Origin of the sequence: Halorubrum tebenquichense DSM 14210, assembly GCF_000337415.1 — an archaeon.
Classification (GTDB): Archaea; Halobacteriota; Halobacteria; order Halobacteriales; family Haloferacaceae; genus Halorubrum; species Halorubrum tebenquichense.
This window is the reverse complement of record NZ_AOJD01000038.1, coordinates 58,262-73,948: the sequence shown is the minus strand read 5'-3', so window position 1 is coordinate 73,948 and position 15,687 is coordinate 58,262. Positions and strand designations below refer to the sequence as shown.

Here is a 15,687-nt window from a genome sequence, read left to right as displayed (position 1 = left end):
CCGACTCCGCTACTCGTCGAGGTACGCGTCGACCGCCTCGGCGACGATCTCCCCCGGCTCGACGTTCTCCATGGAGGCGCGTCGACGGAGTTCGACGTAGGTGTCCGCCGGGAGCCGGACCTGAAGCCGCCCGAGTTCGACGCCCGCGTCGCGGACCGCGCTCTCGATGTCCGTCCCGTCGTTGACCGCGGAGGCGACCGCGCGCACCTCCCGGACCGTGAGGTCGCCGTCGATCGCCGCCCACGCGAGCAGGTACCGGTCCCGGCCGCCGAGCCGCGCGACGTGTTTCGCGGCGCTCGGCGCGATCCGCCCGTTGGCGACCTGTCGCCGGATCGCCTGCGGGAGGTCGTGGACCCGGGCCCACTTGCGGATGAACGCGACGGAGACGTCGCCGCCCGCGCGCTCGGCCGCCTCCTTGTACGAGCCGACGCCGCGGACGAGCGCCGCGCAGGCCGCGGCCCCGCGTAACATTAGGACGTTGTCGTCGTCCCCCACGTCGCCGGCCGCGAACCGGGCCACCGTCTCCGCGGCCTCGGCGACGCTGTCGGGGTCGTTCGGGTCGAACCCCACCGCCTCGGTGGCCCGGTCGCCGGTCACCGCCGGGTCCGACCGGACCACCGGCTCGCCGACGGGGGACCGCCGGTCCGCGCGTGACTCCTCGGTCATACACGTCCCTTCGCGGCCGCGGACATAAACGCCCGGCACCGGGGCGGAACTCGCCGTCGCCTCCGTCCGTCGACGCTCGGCGGTCGCCTACTTCGCGGTCCGGCCCGCGGCGTCGGGGTCGCCGTCGCTCCCGTCGTCCTCGCGGCGCGCGTACAGGACGTACGAGTACGCCGCGGTGACGGCGGCCGTCGCCAGCGCCGGGCCGACGAGGAAGTAGACGGCGTACTCGCCGACGAGGAGGCCGACGACCGCGATCGCGGCCGAGAGCTTGAACAGCCGGCCGCCGAGCGCGTGAGTCCGGTCCCACACGTCGTCGTCGCTGAGCGTCCACGGCGTCCGGACCCCGACGAACCAGTTCGGCTCGACGTGCGGTAAGAGCGTGCCGAGGTAGTAGAACAGCGCGGCCCCGCCGGCCACCGCGAGCGTCGTCACGTCGACCGCGTAGCCGAGGTTGACGGCGAGCACGGCGAGGTGGAGCCCGACGAGGAACGCGGTGAACACGACGACGAACCGGTCGTAGTGGACCCGGAACGCGGCGATGTTCGCGCCGAGCGGGTCGATCCGCGGGAGCAGCGCGAACAGGCCGAGCAGCCCGGCCGCGAGCCCCGGAACGAACCACATCCCGGCCGCCCTCGAGAGCGTGCCGACCGGCTCGCCGGCGGCGTTCCACCGCGTCACCATCCGCTCGGGGAGGTCCGGCGCGACCGCGAGGCTGGCCGCGGCACCGACGGCGACGAGGAGGGCCGCCGCGCCGAACCGGAGCCGCGTGGAGAGTCGGGGACGTGTCATCTCTCCGAGATCCGCGCGCCGACGTAATAAAACCACGCCGCGATCCGCCGTTTCGAGCGCTGTACTCCCGACGAAGCTCGGATCACCTCGTGATCGTCTCGACCGCACCCGTCCGCTCGGCCGGCCGCGACAGGAGGGAAGCGTTCGGCCGCGTTCGCCGGAGCGACCGCGCTCCCGGCCGTTTCCCGTGGGAACAGCCCCCGAAGGACCCGCGCGACGCAACCCTTACGCGTCGTGACCGCCAACCTCGGGGCATGACCGACGAACGCGACGACGACGGCCACGAGTTCTCCTCGGGGCAGGGCGTCGACGCCGACTACGACGCGTTCACGCTGGACCCGCCGGAGCTCGGCGAGGACCCGAGCCGCGTCGACCCGGTCGACTCCCGGGCGCTGACCGACGAGCTCGACCGCCGGAACATCGGCAGCGAGGACGTCGACGTCGAACAACTGATCGACGTCGGCCTCTCGTACATGGGGATCAACCGCTTCGAGGAGGCGACCGAGACGTTCGAACGCGCCGCCCGCTTCGCCGAGGAGGACTCGCTCGAAGCGCAGGAGGCGTGGGTGAACAAGGGGGCGGCCCACGCCCAACTGGAGGAGTTCGACCAGGCTATCGGCGCGTATCAGGAGGCGCTACGCATCGACGAGGAGTCCGAGCACGCCGCGACCGCCGAGACCAACCTCGCGTACGCCCTCTGGGAGTCCGGCCGCAGCGAGCAGGCGCTCGAACACGCGGAACGCGCCGTCGAGGCCGACCCCCGCTTCGCCGAAGCGTGGTACAACCGCGGCTTCCTGCTGGTCGAGCGCGGGCTCGCCGAAGACTCCGTCAAGTGCTTCGACAACGCGATCCGCCTCGGCTACCGCGATGCGGGCGTCTTAGAGGAGAAGGCGCGGGCCCTCGAAGAGGCCGGCGAACACGAACAGGCCGAGGAGGTCGCCGACCGCGCCGAGGAGCTCCGCCGCGAGACTGAAGAACAGCTGATCGAAGAACAGACCGGTCAGGCACCGGGTCCCGGCGGGCAGGCCGGCGCGGCCGGTCGCGGCGGCCAGCCCGGCCCCGGCGGTCGGGGCGGGCAGCCCGGTGAACCCGGCAGCCAGCCCGGAGCCGGCGGCCGCGGCGGGCAGGACGGCGAGGCCGAGGGACCGGAGCGCGAGCTCCAGGGCGAGGGTCCCGAGGGCTTCTGAATGCTCCTCCGCGAGCGCGAGACCGCCGAGGGACGGCTCGTCTCCGTCTGCGACCCCGACTGCCTCGGCGAGACGTACGAGGACGGTCCGGTCACGCTTACCGTGAGCGAGGAGTTCTACGGGGGCGACGACGCGGTCGAGGCGACCGCCGAGGAGGTCGTCGCCGGCCTCCAGCGCGCGCAGGTCGCGAACATCGTCGGAACGGAGGCGGTCGGCGTCGCCGTCGAGGCCGGCCTCGTCGACGAGGAGACCGTCTTGGAGTTCGAGGAGACGCGGCACGCGCAGCTGCTCTGGCTGTAGCGACTCTTCTCGCCTCGGTCGGCGGGGATCCGAACCGGATAAGGGCTCGCGCGACGAGGGGAACCCGATGAGACGACTCACGCGGAGCGAACTGGCGTCGCGGCTGGGACCGCGGCCGCCCTCGGACGCCTTCTGGCGGCGCGCGATCGACCGCGGGGAGGCCGCGCTCGGCGTCGGCGCGGACGCCGTCGACGCGGTCGGTGCGGACGGCGGAGCCGAACCGGACGCGGACGCGGGAGATCCGGACGACCCGTCGGAGCCGCTCGCCGCGGGCGACATCGTCGACGTCGGCGACCACGCCTTCGTCGTCACGGGAACCGACCGGACCGAGGGAGGCGGCCGGATCTACCGGATCGAACGGGTCGCCGACCGCGACGAGGACTGAGTTCAGGGTTTAGCGGACTAGAGGTCCGCCACGTCCTCGATGGCGTCGGTGAGTTCCTTCACGCTCTCGACGGTGTGCTCGCCCATGTGCCCGATCCGGAACGTCTCCTCGCCGATGTCGCCGTAACCGTTCGAGAAGGCCATGTCGTACTCCTCGCTCACTCCCTCGATGGTCGCGGCCACGTCGATCCCCCGGGTGTTCTCGATGCAGGCGACGGTCTGCGACTCGTAGCCCTCCTCGGGGAACATCGCGAAGTGCTCGTCGGCCCAGTCGTGGACGTATTCCATCATCTCGCGGTGGCGCTCGTCGCGGGCGCGGTGCCCCTCGTCGAGCATGTGTTTCATCTGCTTGCGGTACGCCAACATGATCGGGATCGCGGGCGTCGAGTGGGTCTGTCCCTTCCGGTCGTAGTAGTCGATCGTGCGGCGGAAGCCGCCGTACCACGAGGAGTCCCCCTTCTCGACCTCGCGGTCGTAGGCGTCGTCGCTGACGACGCAGACCGCCAGTCCCGGCGGCATCGCGAACGCCTTCTGGGTCGACGCGAAGATCGCGTCGATGCCGTGTTCGTCGATGTCGACGTAGTCGCCGCCGAGCGAGGAGACGGCGTCGACGGCGAAGTAGGTGTCCGGGTACTCGGAGAGGACGTCGCCGATCTCCTCGATCGGGTTCCGGACGCCGGTAGAGGACTCGTTCATCACGCCGGCGACCATGTCGTAGTGGACGTCGGCGGACTCGACCGCCTCCCGAATGTCCGCGGGCTTGACCGCCTCGCCCCACTCGTACTCCAGCCGGTGGACCGTCTTGCCGAGGCGCTCGGCGACGTTGGCGTACCGCTCGCTGAACGCGCCGCAGGTCGGGACGAGGACGTGCTCGTCGACGAGGTTCAGCGTCGTCGCCTCCCAGAACTCCGTGCCGGAGCCGGTGAGGATGACCACCTCGTTGTCGGTGCCGAGGAACTCCTTCGTGTCCTCGACGATGGTGGTGTAGAGGTCGGTCATCCGGTCCATCCGGTGGCCGAACGTCGACTCAGTCATCGCCTCGATCACGTCCTCGCGGACCTCGGTCGGCCCGGGGATGTACAGCGTCTTGTCGTCGTAGTCGTCGCGGTATTCGCGTTTCTTCGTCACGGGATCCACCTTGGATCGTACCGCGTCGCGTGAGGGTATGGACCTTGTGTTCCGTTCAAAAGGCGCGATCCGACGCGGCCCGCCCCGTGGGGCGTTCCGGCCGCCCGCGGACAGTCTGACCTTCCGAAGACGGCGCAGCCGACCGGATCAACCGGGTTTATACGAACGGGGGAGCGAAAACAGGTATGATACACGCCCGAAGAGTCACAACCGCCCGAGGTGATCCGCCGTGAGCGGGGACGAGGAACTCGCAAAGGACCTCGGTCCGCTCGCGGCGCTCACGATCGGGATCGGGACGATGATCGGCGCGGGGATCTTCGTCCTGCCCGGCACCGCGGTCGCCCGCGCCGGCCCGCTCGCGGCGGCCACGTTCGTCCTCGGCGGGGTCATCGCCCTCTTCACCGCGCTGTCCGCCTCCGAACTCGGGACCGCGATGCCGAAGTCCGGCGGCGCGTACTTCTACGTCAACCGCGCGCTCGGCCCGATGTTCGGCTCGATCGCCGGCTGGGCGAACTGGCTCGGACTCGCCTTCGCCTCCGCGTTCTACATGTACGGCTTCGGCGAGTACGTCAACGCGCTCGTCGGGATCGGCCCGGTGGGACTCGGCCCGCTGACGCTGGAAGCGGCGCAGGTGATCGGGCTGGCCGGCGCGCTGCTGTTCATCGCGGTCAACTACTTCGGCGCGAAGGAGACCGGCGGCCTCCAGATCGTCATCGTGATGTCGCTTCTGGGCATCCTCGCCGTCTTCACCGTCGTCGGCCTGCTGAACGCCGATGTGGACTCCCTGCGACCGTTCGCGACCTCGGAGACGACGAGCCAAGTGCTCCCGGTGACGGGGGTCATCTTCGTCTCGTATCTCGGCTTCGTACAGATCACTTCGGTCGCCGAGGAGATCAAAAATCCCGGCCGGAACCTCCCGCTCGCGGTCCTCGGCTCGGTCGTTATCGTCACGGTCGTGTACGCGCTGTTCCTGCTGGTGCTGCTCGCGGCGGTCCCGAACGAACTCGTCGCGAACAACGAGACCGCGGTCGTCGACGCCGCCCGCCTGCTGTTCGGCAACTACGAGGTGTTCGGCTACTCACTCGGCGCGGTCGGTGCCGGCATGCTCCTGATCGGCGGGCTGCTCGCGACCGCCTCGTCGGCGAACGCCTCCATCCTCTCGTCGTCGCGGATCAACTTCGCGATGGGCCGCGAGAAGATCGTCACCCCGAAGCTCAACGAGATCCACGACCGGTTCGGCACGCCGTACAAGTCGATCGCGCTCACCGGCGCGCTCATCCTCCTCTTCCTCGTCGCCGGCGGCGTCGAGTCGCTGTCGGCGATGGGTTCCGTGCTCCACCTGATCGTCTACGGACTGCTCAACATCGCGCTGATCGTGATGCGCGAGTCGGAAGTCGGGGGGTACGACCCGGACTTCGAGGTCCCGTTCTACCCCGCCGTCCCGATCATCGGGACGCTGTCGTCGTTCGCGCTGATCGTCTACATCGAGCCGACGATCATTCTCCTCTCCGCCGGCCTCGTCGCCTTCGCCGTGCTCTGGTACCTGCTGTACGCCCGCGGCAAGGTGGAGTCTCGCGGCGTGCTCGGGACGTGGATCCTCGACCGCTCCGACGAGCTGCCCGATCAGGCCGTCTCCGCGGCCACCTCGGTCCAGCCGAGCGGCGGCGACTACCGCGTGATGGTGCCGCTCGCGAACCCCAAGACCGAGGAACACCTGATCACGCTCGCGTCGGCCATCGCCAAGCAGCGGAACGGGACGGTCGTCGCGGTCAACATCGCGAACGTGCCCGACCAGACCTCGCTGGAGGCGGCCCGCGACCGCGGCGCGCACGAGGCGGCCCACGGCCTGTTGGACCAGGCCCGCGAGGACGCGGAGACCTTCGGCGTCGACGTCGAGACGCACGTCGTCTTATCGCACCGCGTGTTCGAGGAGGTGTTCGACGCCGCGCGCACCTACGGTGCCGACATGACCGTGATGGGCTGGGGCGAGGACTCCCACGGGGCTCCGGGGCGCGCCGAGTCCGCCATCGACGAGCTGGCGTACTCGCTGCCCTCCGACTTCCTCGTGTTCCGCGACCGCGGGTTCGACCCCTCGCGCATCCTCGTGCCGACGGCCGGCGGTCCGGCCTCGGACCTCTCGGGCGCGGTGGCGAAGATGCTCCAGACCGAGTTCGACGGCGAGGTCACGCTGCTCCACGTCACCGAGGCGGGCGAGGAGGAAGCGGGCCGCGCGTTCCTCTCCGAGTGGGCCGACGCGCACGACCTCTCGGACGCGGCGCTGCGGATCGAGAGCGGCGACGTCGAGACCAGCATCGAGCGCGCCGCCCGCGACGCCACGATGCTGATCGTCGGCGCGACCCAGAAGGGGCTGCTCTCGCGGCTTGTGCGCGGGTCGCTCGTGTTGGACGTGCTCAACGAGGTGAACTGCTCCGTGCTGCTCGCCGAACCGCGGAGCGAGCGCGGGCTCCGCGCCCGCCTGTTCGGCAGCGGCTCGCGGTCGAACGACGTGACGGACGCGACCGAGACGCCCGCCGACACCGGCGTCGAGCCGGAGCCGTCGACGCCGGAGATCGACGAGGAGTCGGGCGAGAAGTCGGGAGAAGAGTCGGGCGAGAAGTCGGGAGAAGAGTCGGGCGAGAAGTCGGGAGAAGAGTCGGGCGATAACTGACGCGACGGTCCCTTTTTCGAGCGGTACGCGGAGGTCCGAGAAGTCCCTCGCGTCAGCGCCAGTGCCAGAAGTGGTTGCCGTCGTCTTCGACCGGCTCGGTGCGCTCGCGGAGGTCGGCGACGTCCTCGGCGGTCGGCTCGTGGTCGTCGGGCAGTTTCTCCATACAGTCGAAACAGAGGAAGAACTCCGATCCGTCGGTGAGTTCGAGGGTCAGCCCCTGCGTCGACTCGAACGCGAAGTTCCACAGGTCGCCGATCCCGCCGGCGATCCGCACGGACCGCTCGCAGACGTCGCACGACTCGGAGGCCATACCCGACCTAACGGGTCGGCGCGGTAAGAGGTGTCGGCACGGTCTCGGGCGGGTCGGTCTGGGCGGGTCGGTCTGGGCGGGTCGGTCCCGGGCGGGTCGGTCCCGGGCGGGTCGGTCTCGGGCGGGTCGGTCCGAGCGGGCGTGGGGAATCCGCGTCGACCGGAAGTTAACACGTATATCCGAAGCCGCGTACGTCCACGCCACATGAAGTTCTGTGACGAGTGCGGCTCGATGATGCACACGGAGGGCGACAGGTGGGCGTGTCGCTCCTGCGAGAACGAGGAGCCGCGGGACTCGCAGGCGGAAGCGGCGATGGCGACCCGGGACGGGCAGCGGGACGACGGCGCGCCGGACGTGGCCGACGCGACGCGGGACGCCGCCGAGACGGTACAGGAGCCCTGCCCGGCGGCCGACTGCGACGGCGACCGGGCCACCTCCGAGATGATACCGAAGCCGGGCGGCTCCTACGAGGTCCGGCTGTTCACCTGCGTCGAGTGCGGCCACAAGTGGCGGGAATAACGGCGCGGATCTCGTGAGCGCTGTCGAAGCCTTAGCGACTACAGCGCCGACGTTGTGACCGAGACCGCCGAAGCCCCAGCCGGGAGGCGGGCGCACGCTCGTTGCGCTCCTCGCTCAGTCGCTATCGCTCCTTCGCTGCGGTGCTTACGTCACCTGCGCCCGCCTCCCGACTGCCCCTTCGAGTCCCGCCCAGCACAGCACAGCGACCGCACCTCATGCCTCCCCAGCCTCGTCGCTCACTACGTTCGCGACTCCCTCGCGCGTGCTGCTCGGCCGCGGTGCGGCCTCGCAGGCACGCGCCACCGCCGTTATCTGTCGTTCTCGCCCTCGACCTCGATCACGTGCGCGTCGCCGGGGTCGAACGAGACGGTGACCGCGCCGTCGAGGGGGTCGACGGTCCGGACGAGCAGTTCGCGGTCGCCCCAGTCGAGGGTGACTCTGGTCGTCTCGCCGAGGAACTCCGCGCTGGCGACGGTCGCGCGCAGCGCGTTCTCGGTGCCGTCGCGCGTCGCGTCCGCGTCGCGTGTCGCGCTCGGGTCCCCGTCCCCCGCGACCCGGAGGTGTTCCGGGCGGACGCAGAAGTCGGCGCGGTCGCCCGGTTCGGGGCGGGTGTCGGACTCGTCGGTCCCGACGCGCAGGGTCTCGTCCGCGTCGTCGACGGCGACCGCGAACTCGCCGTCGGCGGGCGCGTCGCGGACTTCGCCCGAGAAGACGTTGTTGTCGCCGACGAACTCGGCGACGAACCGGGTGGCGGGCTCGCGGTAGACGGTCCGCGGCGGGGCCACCTGCTCCGGAGTTCCGTCGTTCATCACGGCGACGCGGTCGGAGACGGCCAGCGCCTCCTCCTGGTCGTGGGTGACGTATATCGTGGTGATCCCGAGTTCCGACTGGATCCGCTTGACCTGCGCGCGGAGCCGCTCGCGCAGGCGGGCGTCGAGCGCGCTCATCGGCTCGTCTAAGAGGAGCACGTCCGGGCCGGGCGCGAGCGCCCGCGCCATCGCGACCCGCTGCTGTTGGCCGCCCGAGAGGCTCTCCGGGTCGCGGTCGGCGGCGTCGGGGAGGTCGACGAGGTCGAGCAGGTCGGCGACGCGCTCGTCGCGCGTGACGCCCTCGGGCGGGTCCGCGAAGTTGAGCCCGTACGCGACGTTCTCGCCGACGGTCATGTGCGGGAACAGCGCGTAGCTCTGGAAGACGACGCCCACGTCGCGGTCCTCGGGCGGAACCCCGGCGACCGACTCGCCGGCGAAGCGGACCGTCCCCGCCGAGGGGTCCTCGAACCCCGCGATCAGGCGGAGCGTCGTCGTCTTCCCGCAGCCGGAGGGGCCGACGAGCGTGAAGAACTCGCCCTCGCGCACCCGCAGGCTCACGTCGCCGACGGCGGTCGCGTCGCCGTAGCGCTTCGTCACGCCGTCGAGTTCGACGGCGACGGGGTCGCTGTCGCCGCTACCTTCCGCCAGTCCGTCCGGGTCAGAGGCCACGGTGTTCACCTCCCAGCCGCTCGATGACGACGAAGCTGAGTCCGGTGACGACCAGCAGGACGACGCCCATGGCGGTCGCCGGTCCGAGCCGCCGCCCGATGAACCGTTCGATCGCGACGGGCATCGTGTACGCGTCGGCCCCCGTCGCCAGCACCACCGTCGAGGTGAACTCCCCGATCGAGATGGCGAACGCGAACGCCGCGCCCGCGACGACCGCGGGCCAGACGAGGGGGAGCTCCACGTCGCGGATCACCCGCGCCCGCGACGCGCCGAGCGCCCGCGCCGACTCGACGAGCGAGCGGTCCAGCCCCGAGAGCCCGGGCGAGACGGTGCGCACGACGAACGGGTAGCCCGCGACCGCGTGCGCCACGACGATGGCGACCGCGCCGCCGGCCGCGATCCGCCAGCCCGCGATCTCGACCCCGAACACGAGCCCCCGGAGCAGCCCGAGCCCGACGATTATCCCGGACACCGCGAGGGGGGCCATCGCGGCCGCGTCGACGAGCGTCCGCCCCCGGTACCGCCGCGTGGTCAGCACCGCGACGACGACGCCCATCGGGAGCGCGAGCAGGGTCGCCGCCCCCGCGAACGCCAGCGAGTTCCGGATCGCGGGCCACGGCCGCACCTGAAACGCCGCGCCCGTCTGCTGCCGTTCGACCAGGAACCGGTAGTTGTCGAGCGTGAGCGCGCCGTCGCCGCCCGTGACGGACGCGAGGATCATCGACGCGATCGGCGCGAGGAAGACGACCGCGGCCACGACGCCGTAGGCGGCCAGCCCCGCCCGCGGCAGCAGTTCGCGGGGGGAGAGCGACGGCGGGACGAGCGACCGGCGCGGCAGCGGTCGCGCCCCTCGCGTGCTGGTCGCGTTCCGGGCCTCGTAGCGGAGGTACGCGAGGAGGACCGCGAGCGAGACGACGAGTTCGACGACCGCCAGCGCGGCGGCCTCGGCGTAGTTCAGGTCGCGCACCAGCCGGTAGACGAACACCTCCACCGTCGCCAGCTCGAACCCGCCGAGCGCGAGGACGATGGGGAACGTCCCGAACGTGAACACGAAGGTGAGCGCCGCGCCCGTCAGCACGGCCGGGTACACCTGCGGCGCGACCACGTCGACGAACGCCCGCACCGGGCCGGCACCGAGGCTCCGGGCGGTCTCGACCGCGCTCGCGTCCACCGACTCCCACGCCGCGGTCGTCACGCGCGCGACGAGCGGCGCGTTGTAGAACGCGTGGGCGATCACCACGGCTTCGAGGGTGAACATGAGATCGACCGGCGGCAGTCCGAGCGCGCTCAGCGCGGCGTTCAGGGTGCCGTTCTGCCCGAACGTGGCAACGAACCCCACCCCGACCATGATCGACGGCAGGACGAACGGGACGATGGTCAGCGAGCGCAGCGTCTTCCGGCCCGGGAACTCGAAGCGGGCGAGCAGGTAGGCGGCGGGGAGGCCGAGGGCGACGCTCGCGACCGTCGAGAGCACCGCCTGATACGCGGTGAACCCGACGATCCCCAGCCGGCGGTCCGGCGAGAGCAGCGCTCGCGCGACGACTCCTGGCGGCTCGCCGGACAGCAGGCGCGCGAGTTCGCCGAAGTAGAAGGGGTCGGTGAGCACGTCGGCGAAGACGCCGAGGGTAACGGCACCGTCGACGACGACCGCCTCGACGAGGACGGTCGCGGTCGGGTAGTAGAAGGCGACGACGAGCGTGAGGCTGGTGAGGACCGCGAGCGCGGTCAGCGCGCGCGCCTCGGTCCCGGCGCGGACCCGCGCCAAGCGGCCGCCATGATCGTCGGTGTCGTCGCCGTGATCGTCGGCGTCCCCGCCGTCGTCGGCGTCCCCGCCGTGGTCGTCGCCGTCGGTCACGCGCTCTCCTCGTCGGCCACGCGCTTAGTTTCCGGCGAACTGCCGCTCCCAGGCCTCGACCCACGCGTCGACCGAGCCCTGGAGCTCGTCGTAGGTGAACGTAACCGGGTCGGCCGGCTCCTGTGCCAGCTCCGCGTAGTCGCTCGGCAGCTCGGCGGTTCCGGTCGCCGGGAACGCGACGTTGCGCTGCGCGATTTCGCCCTGAACGTCCGGCTCCAGCACGAACGACATGAACTGTCGGGCGAGGTCGGGCTCGTCGGCGTCGGCGAAGACGGCCATCCCCTCCGGGTTCGCGTACGCCTGATCGTTCAGGAACCGGATCTGGTGTTCTTCGAGGTTCTCGCCCTCCATGTCAGCGAACACCTGATCGGTGGAGTAGGAGACGACGATCGGCGCTTCCCCCTCGCTCCAGGCCGTGTACGCGTCGTCCCAACTCCCCAGCACGCGCACGTCGTTCGCCTGAAGGTCCGCCCAGTAGTCGAGGTAGTCGTAGTCGGGGTCGCCGTCCTCGCCCGAAACGGCTTCCCCGTCTCCGTCGCTCGCGACTCCGCCGTCGCCGAAGCGGTTGATCGTGTGGAGGAGGAACGCCCGACCGGTCGCGGAGCCGCCGGGGTTCTGCGCGATGAGCGCGCCCGCGTGCTCGTCGTCGAGCAGCCCGTCGAACGTCTCCGGGGCCTCCGCCGTCGTCCCGTCGTACACGAGGCTCACGTAGCCGGTGTCGAACGGGACCGCCCGCTCGAACGGGTCGAACAGCAGCCCCTCCCGCACGTCGTCGAACCCGTCGACCGACCCCCGCTCCGCGAAGAGGTCGTCGTCGAGTTCCTCATCGACGCGCACGAGGTCCTCCGTGGTGAGGCCGACGTAGAGGTCGGCGTCGACGCCGGCTCCCGAGGCCGCGCGCTCGACGTAGTAGTTCACCTCGTTGTCGGGCGTCGCCCACTCCAGCTCGGCGTCGAAGCGGCTCTCGAACTCCTCTTTGAGCCACTCGCCGGGGCTCACCGAGGGCGCGTCGATGAAGTTGGCGTAGGTGGCGACGGTCAGCGTCGGCGTCTCGCCGTCCCCCTCTCCGTCGGAGCCGTCCGAACTGTCGGACCCGTCCGAGCCGTCGCCGCCGCTCTCGTCGCCGCCCTCGTCCCCGTCGCCGGTACGCTCGGCGCTACAGCCGGCGAGGGCGACGGCCCCCGCCGCCCCGGCCGCCGTCAGGAACCGTCGTCGGGTGTGTGGCCGGGCGGGTCGCCGCCGCGTCTCGCTCTCGTCGGTAGTCATCACTCGGTTGTTGTACTCGGTGGTTACAAAAGGGATCCGTGTCGGTCGCGGTGTCGCACCTCGTTCGCCGAGATATCGCCGCCGACACCGCTTTGTCCGGTCGCGCCCTCCAGATCGGCATGAATGACTCACCGACGGGACGGTCAGCGGGGACTACGCGACGGCGACTGCTGGCCGGTGCCGGGAGCCTCGGCTTGCTCGGACTCGCGGGCTGTCTCGGCACGCGGGAGGGGCCGGTCCCGGAACCGACGGTGACCGGCGACCGGATCGAGGACTGGCGGCAGATCGATGAGTCGCGGAGCACGGTGTTCGAGCAGTCGTACGGCCCGGTGACGGTCCGGGCGCGCGAGCGGACGCTGATCTACGAGTACGTCGACGTCGCCGAGGCGCTCGCGGCGACGTTCGACGCGTCGGGGTCGCCCCTCGTCTTCTTCGCCACCCGGATCGACCTCCGACCGGCGGTCGATCAGCTCCCGGCCGGCGTCGGCCGCGACCGGCTGATGGCGGAGGTGGAGGGCGCGGCGGTCGACGCGTTCCGCGCGCAGCTCCGCGACAGCGGGATCGAGAACGTCGAGGTCGCAGACGAGGGGACGACGACGGTCCGGAGCGGGCACACCGCGACGGCGTGGCGGCTCGCGGGCGAGTTCCCGCTCGCGGGCGAGTTCCCGCTCCCGGACGGCTCCACCGAGTCGGTCAGCGAGACCGTCGAGATGGAGTCGCGGCTCGGCGTCTGGCACGACGGGACCGACGTGATCGTCGCGGGCGGCGCGTACCCGATCGACCCGCTCATCGAGGTGATCGGCGAGGCGCTGCCGGACCTCGCGGACGCGGAGACGCTCGTGACGGAACTCGCCGGCGCGGAGGCCGCGGAGGCGCTCGCGACCGACCCGGCCGCCTTCGACGTGGACGTCTCGCAGCTGCTCATCTCCGTGGCGTGAGTGGGTCGGAGATCCGGAATATCCGACTCTGTTGAAACGCGATTGTTTATAAATAGGTGCGGTGGCGCGTGCCGACGAGCGGCCGCCAGGCCGCGAGTCGCACGCGCGAGGTCGCCGGCGGCGAAGCCGCCGGCTGTCACCGGACGAAGCCCGGTCGCCCGAGAGATCGCGTCCCTCGCTGCCAGAGAATCTTCGATTCTCGCCGGAGTCGCTGGCGGTCGAGCGAAGCGAAGACCGCCAGCGACAGGGCGAGAGCTTCGCTCTCGCTTACAACCGGCGCGTAGCGCCGGTGACGAGGCTGGGGAGGCGTTCGCCGGAGATTCAGCCACAGCCATTCATAAGTAAATCACTACCTCCTCGGAGGAGTTCACCGCCGAACCCCCTCGTTTCGCCTCGAACCGACCGGTTTAATCGCCGTCGTCGGCTCTCGTCCCGTATGAGCGACTTCCCCGAGTTCGAGGTGATCCCCGCCGTCGACGTGCAGGACGGCGAGGTCGTCCAGCTGGTCGGCGGCGAGCGCGGCACGGGCAAACGCTACGGCGACCCGGTCGACGCCGCCGAGCGCTGGATCGAGGCGGGCGCGGAGACGCTCCACCTCGTCGACCTCGACGGCGCGTTCGAGGGCGAGCGCGTCAACGCCGCGGCGATCGAGGCGGTGGTGGAGGCGGTCGGCGGCGCGGACGGCGACGACGCGATCGGCCTCCAACTCGGCGGCGGCATCCGCACCGCCGAGGGCGCGCGCGACCTCCTCGATCTCGGGCTCGACCGCGTCATTCTGGGGACCGCGGCGGTCGAGACGCCCGAGATCGTCGCGGAGATCGACGAGACGCACCCGGGGAGCGTCGTCGTCAGCCTCGACGCGAAGGACGGCGAGGTCGTGGTGTCGGGGTGGACCGAGGGGACCGGCCTCGACCCCGGCGAGGCGGCCGCGCGCTACGAGGAGCTGGGGGCGGGCGCAATCTTATTCACGAACGTCGACGTGGAGGGTCAACTGGCCGGGATAAACCGGGAGGCGGTGGAGTCGGTGGTCGAGGCGGTCGAGATTCCCGTGATAGCTTCCGGCGGCGTGGCGACGGTCGACGACGTGATCGCGCTGAAGGAGGCCGGCGCGGCCGCGGTCGTGGTCGGGACCGCGCTGTACGAGGGCGAGTTCACGCTTCGTGAGGCGCAAAAGGCGGCCGACGAGGTCTGAGACGAGGCGTTCGGATGTGGAGTCGTGGATGACTCGGTCGGACACAAGCGCGTCCCCATGACCGAGACCGCCGAAGCCCCAGCCGCGAGGTTGACGCACGCTCGCTGCGGTCCTCTCTCAGTCGCTGTCGCTCCTTCGCTGCGGTCCTTGCGTCGCCTGCGTCAACCTCGCGGCTGCCCCTTCGAGTCCCGCCCTACCGCACCTCACACCTCCCCAGCCTCGTCGCTGGCGGCCTTCGCTCACGCTTCGGCCGACAGCGACTCCCTCGCGCGACGCTCCTCGGCCGCAAGGCGGCCTCGGAGGCGCGCGCCACCGCAGTTGAACTTATAACTGATGACACCCCGTTCCCCGCAATCCCCTTAAGAGCCGGCCGCGACGGACACGTATGAGCGAGCACGACCGGACCGCGGCGGTCACCCGCGAGACCGCGGAGACGACGATCGAGCTGACGCTCGCGGTCGACGGCGACGGCGACAGCGAGGTCGACACCGGTATCGGCTTCTACGACCACATGCTGGAGTCGTTCGCCAAACACGGCCTCTTCGACCTCACCGTGCGCTGTGACGGCGATCTGGAGATCGACGACCACCACACCGTCGAGGACGTGGCGATCTGCCTCGGCGAGGCGTTCGACGAGGCGCTCGGCGACAAGCGCGCGATCCGCCGGTACGCCGACCGACGGGTCCCCCTCGACGAGGCGGTCGCGAGCGTCGTCGTCGACGTGGCGGGCCGCCCGTACTACGAGTTCGCCGGCGAGTTCTCACAGGAGTCGGTCGGCGAGTTCACGAGCGTCATGGCCGACCACTTCGCGATGTCGCTGGCCCACAACGCCGGGCTGACGCTCCACGCGGCGGTCGAGCGCGGCGACAACGCCCACCACGAGGTCGAGGCGCTGTTCAAGGCGCTGGCGCGCGCGCTCGACGACGCCACCCGCCTCGACGAGCGACGCAGCGACACGCCCAGCACGAAGGGCGAACTGTAGGCCGGCGACGCCTCCGGGACCCTCC

Annotated in this window: 15 protein-coding genes; 8 read left to right on the top strand and 7 right to left on the bottom strand. The window is 71.0% G+C overall.

What is annotated here, in order from left to right; translation table 11 throughout:
• Nucleotides 1-9: 9 nt before the first annotated feature.
• Together C472_RS06960 and C472_RS06955 are read right to left on the bottom strand one after the other, a co-directional pair.
• Nucleotides 10-666 (bottom strand): DUF7119 family protein, encoded by a 657-nt coding sequence (locus C472_RS06960; protein ID WP_006629108.1) that lies wholly within the window; start codon nucleotides 664-666, stop codon nucleotides 10-12.
• An 87-nt stretch (nucleotides 667-753) separates the two neighbouring features.
• The gene (locus C472_RS06955; protein WP_006629107.1) at nucleotides 754-1,455 is read right to left on the bottom strand and encodes an SdpI family protein; all 702 of its coding nucleotides are present in this window, start codon (nucleotides 1,453-1,455) and stop codon (nucleotides 754-756) included.
• 254 nt (nucleotides 1,456-1,709) lie between these two features.
• Between C472_RS06955 and C472_RS06950 the strand changes: the two genes are divergently transcribed.
• The 3 genes from C472_RS06950 (at nucleotide 1,710) to C472_RS06940 (ending at nucleotide 3,327) form a co-directional block, all read left to right on the top strand.
• A complete protein-coding gene (locus C472_RS06950) occupies nucleotides 1,710-2,642 on the top strand; it encodes a tetratricopeptide repeat protein (RefSeq protein ID WP_006629106.1) in 933 nt (310 codons plus the stop codon).
• Nucleotides 2,643-2,942 (top strand): DUF424 domain-containing protein, encoded by a 300-nt coding sequence (locus C472_RS06945; protein WP_006629105.1) that lies wholly within the window; start codon nucleotides 2,643-2,645, stop codon nucleotides 2,940-2,942. It begins immediately after the preceding gene.
• 67 nt (nucleotides 2,943-3,009) lie between these two features.
• On the top strand, nucleotides 3,010-3,327 hold the full coding sequence (locus tag C472_RS06940; RefSeq protein ID WP_006629104.1) for a hypothetical protein: 318 nt from the start codon (nucleotides 3,010-3,012) through the stop codon (nucleotides 3,325-3,327).
• Nucleotides 3,328-3,344: 17 nt separating this feature from the next.
• On the opposite strand, the gene C472_RS06935 is transcribed toward C472_RS06940, so the two are convergent.
• Complete coding sequence (locus C472_RS06935; protein WP_006629103.1) at nucleotides 3,345-4,454, bottom strand: pyridoxal-phosphate-dependent aminotransferase family protein; 1,110 nt, start codon at nucleotides 4,452-4,454, stop codon at nucleotides 3,345-3,347.
• Nucleotides 4,455-4,683: 229 nt separating this feature from the next.
• Here C472_RS06935 and C472_RS06930 point away from each other — a divergent pair, with 229 nt between their 5' ends.
• Nucleotides 4,684-7,122: an amino acid permease gene (locus C472_RS06930; protein WP_006629102.1), complete on the top strand. Its 2,439-nt coding sequence runs from the start codon at nucleotides 4,684-4,686 to the stop codon at nucleotides 7,120-7,122.
• A gap of 52 nt (nucleotides 7,123-7,174) precedes the next feature.
• Here C472_RS06930 and C472_RS06925 read toward each other — a convergent pair whose 3' ends face one another.
• Nucleotides 7,175-7,432 (bottom strand): DUF7561 family protein, encoded by a 258-nt coding sequence (locus C472_RS06925; RefSeq protein WP_006629101.1) that lies wholly within the window; start codon nucleotides 7,430-7,432, stop codon nucleotides 7,175-7,177.
• Between the two features lie 204 nt (nucleotides 7,433-7,636).
• Here C472_RS06925 and C472_RS06920 point away from each other — a divergent pair, with 204 nt between their 5' ends.
• Entirely contained in the window at nucleotides 7,637-7,951 is a 315-nt protein-coding gene (locus C472_RS06920; RefSeq protein WP_006629100.1) for an RPA12/RPB9/RPC11 RNA polymerase family protein, read from the top strand.
• Between the two features lie 308 nt (nucleotides 7,952-8,259).
• Here the strand turns inward: C472_RS06920 and C472_RS06915 are convergent, their stop codons facing one another.
• The 3 genes from C472_RS06915 to C472_RS06905 are packed head-to-tail and all read right to left on the bottom strand — an operon-like array spanning nucleotide 8,260 to nucleotide 12,550.
• Complete coding sequence (locus tag C472_RS06915) at nucleotides 8,260-9,438, bottom strand: ABC transporter ATP-binding protein (protein WP_006629099.1); 1,179 nt, start codon at nucleotides 9,436-9,438, stop codon at nucleotides 8,260-8,262.
• A complete protein-coding gene (locus C472_RS06910) occupies nucleotides 9,419-11,284 on the bottom strand; it encodes an ABC transporter permease (RefSeq protein ID WP_006629098.1) in 1,866 nt (621 codons plus the stop codon). The genes C472_RS06915 and C472_RS06910 overlap by 20 nt, the downstream gene beginning before the upstream one ends.
• A gap of 24 nt (nucleotides 11,285-11,308) precedes the next feature.
• A complete protein-coding gene (locus C472_RS06905; protein ID WP_006629097.1) occupies nucleotides 11,309-12,550 on the bottom strand; it encodes a thiamine ABC transporter substrate-binding protein in 1,242 nt (413 codons plus the stop codon).
• A 119-nt stretch (nucleotides 12,551-12,669) separates the two neighbouring features.
• On the opposite strand from C472_RS06905, the gene C472_RS06900 reads away from it, so the two are divergent.
• The 3 genes from C472_RS06900 (at nucleotide 12,670) to hisB (ending at nucleotide 15,662) form a co-directional block, all read left to right on the top strand.
• Nucleotides 12,670-13,488, top strand: a complete 819-nt coding sequence (locus tag C472_RS06900; protein WP_049906409.1) for a hypothetical protein — start codon at nucleotides 12,670-12,672, stop codon at nucleotides 13,486-13,488.
• Nucleotides 13,489-13,924: 436 nt separating this feature from the next.
• A complete protein-coding gene (hisA, locus tag C472_RS06895) occupies nucleotides 13,925-14,680 on the top strand; it encodes a 1-(5-phosphoribosyl)-5-[(5-phosphoribosylamino)methylideneamino]imidazole-4-carboxamide isomerase (protein ID WP_006629095.1) in 756 nt (251 codons plus the stop codon).
• 385 nt (nucleotides 14,681-15,065) lie between these two features.
• Nucleotides 15,066-15,662, top strand: coding sequence for an imidazoleglycerol-phosphate dehydratase HisB (gene hisB / locus C472_RS06890; RefSeq protein ID WP_006629094.1), 597 nt, complete (start codon nucleotides 15,066-15,068; stop codon nucleotides 15,660-15,662).
• The last annotated feature ends 25 nt before the right edge of the window (nucleotides 15,663-15,687 follow it).

Coding starts and splice junctions, on each gene's coding strand:
- C472_RS06960 (WP_006629108.1), bottom strand. CDS start 666: ATGACCGAGGAGTCACGCGCGGACCGGCGGTCCCCCGTCGGCGAGCCG.
- C472_RS06955 (WP_006629107.1), bottom strand. CDS start 1,455: ATGACACGTCCCCGACTCTCCACGCGGCTCCGGTTCGGCGCGGCGGCC.
- C472_RS06950 (WP_006629106.1), top strand. CDS start 1,710: ATGACCGACGAACGCGACGACGACGGCCACGAGTTCTCCTCGGGGCAG.
- C472_RS06945 (WP_006629105.1), top strand. CDS start 2,643: ATGCTCCTCCGCGAGCGCGAGACCGCCGAGGGACGGCTCGTCTCCGTC.
- C472_RS06940 (WP_006629104.1), top strand. CDS start 3,010: ATGAGACGACTCACGCGGAGCGAACTGGCGTCGCGGCTGGGACCGCGG.
- C472_RS06925 (WP_006629101.1), bottom strand. CDS start 7,432: ATGGCCTCCGAGTCGTGCGACGTCTGCGAGCGGTCCGTGCGGATCGCC.
- C472_RS06920 (WP_006629100.1), top strand. CDS start 7,637: ATGAAGTTCTGTGACGAGTGCGGCTCGATGATGCACACGGAGGGCGAC.
- C472_RS06905 (WP_006629097.1), bottom strand. CDS start 12,550: ATGACTACCGACGAGAGCGAGACGCGGCGGCGACCCGCCCGGCCACAC.
- C472_RS06900 (WP_049906409.1), top strand. CDS start 12,670: ATGAATGACTCACCGACGGGACGGTCAGCGGGGACTACGCGACGGCGA.
- hisA (WP_006629095.1), top strand. CDS start 13,925: ATGAGCGACTTCCCCGAGTTCGAGGTGATCCCCGCCGTCGACGTGCAG.
- hisB (WP_006629094.1), top strand. CDS start 15,066: ATGAGCGAGCACGACCGGACCGCGGCGGTCACCCGCGAGACCGCGGAG.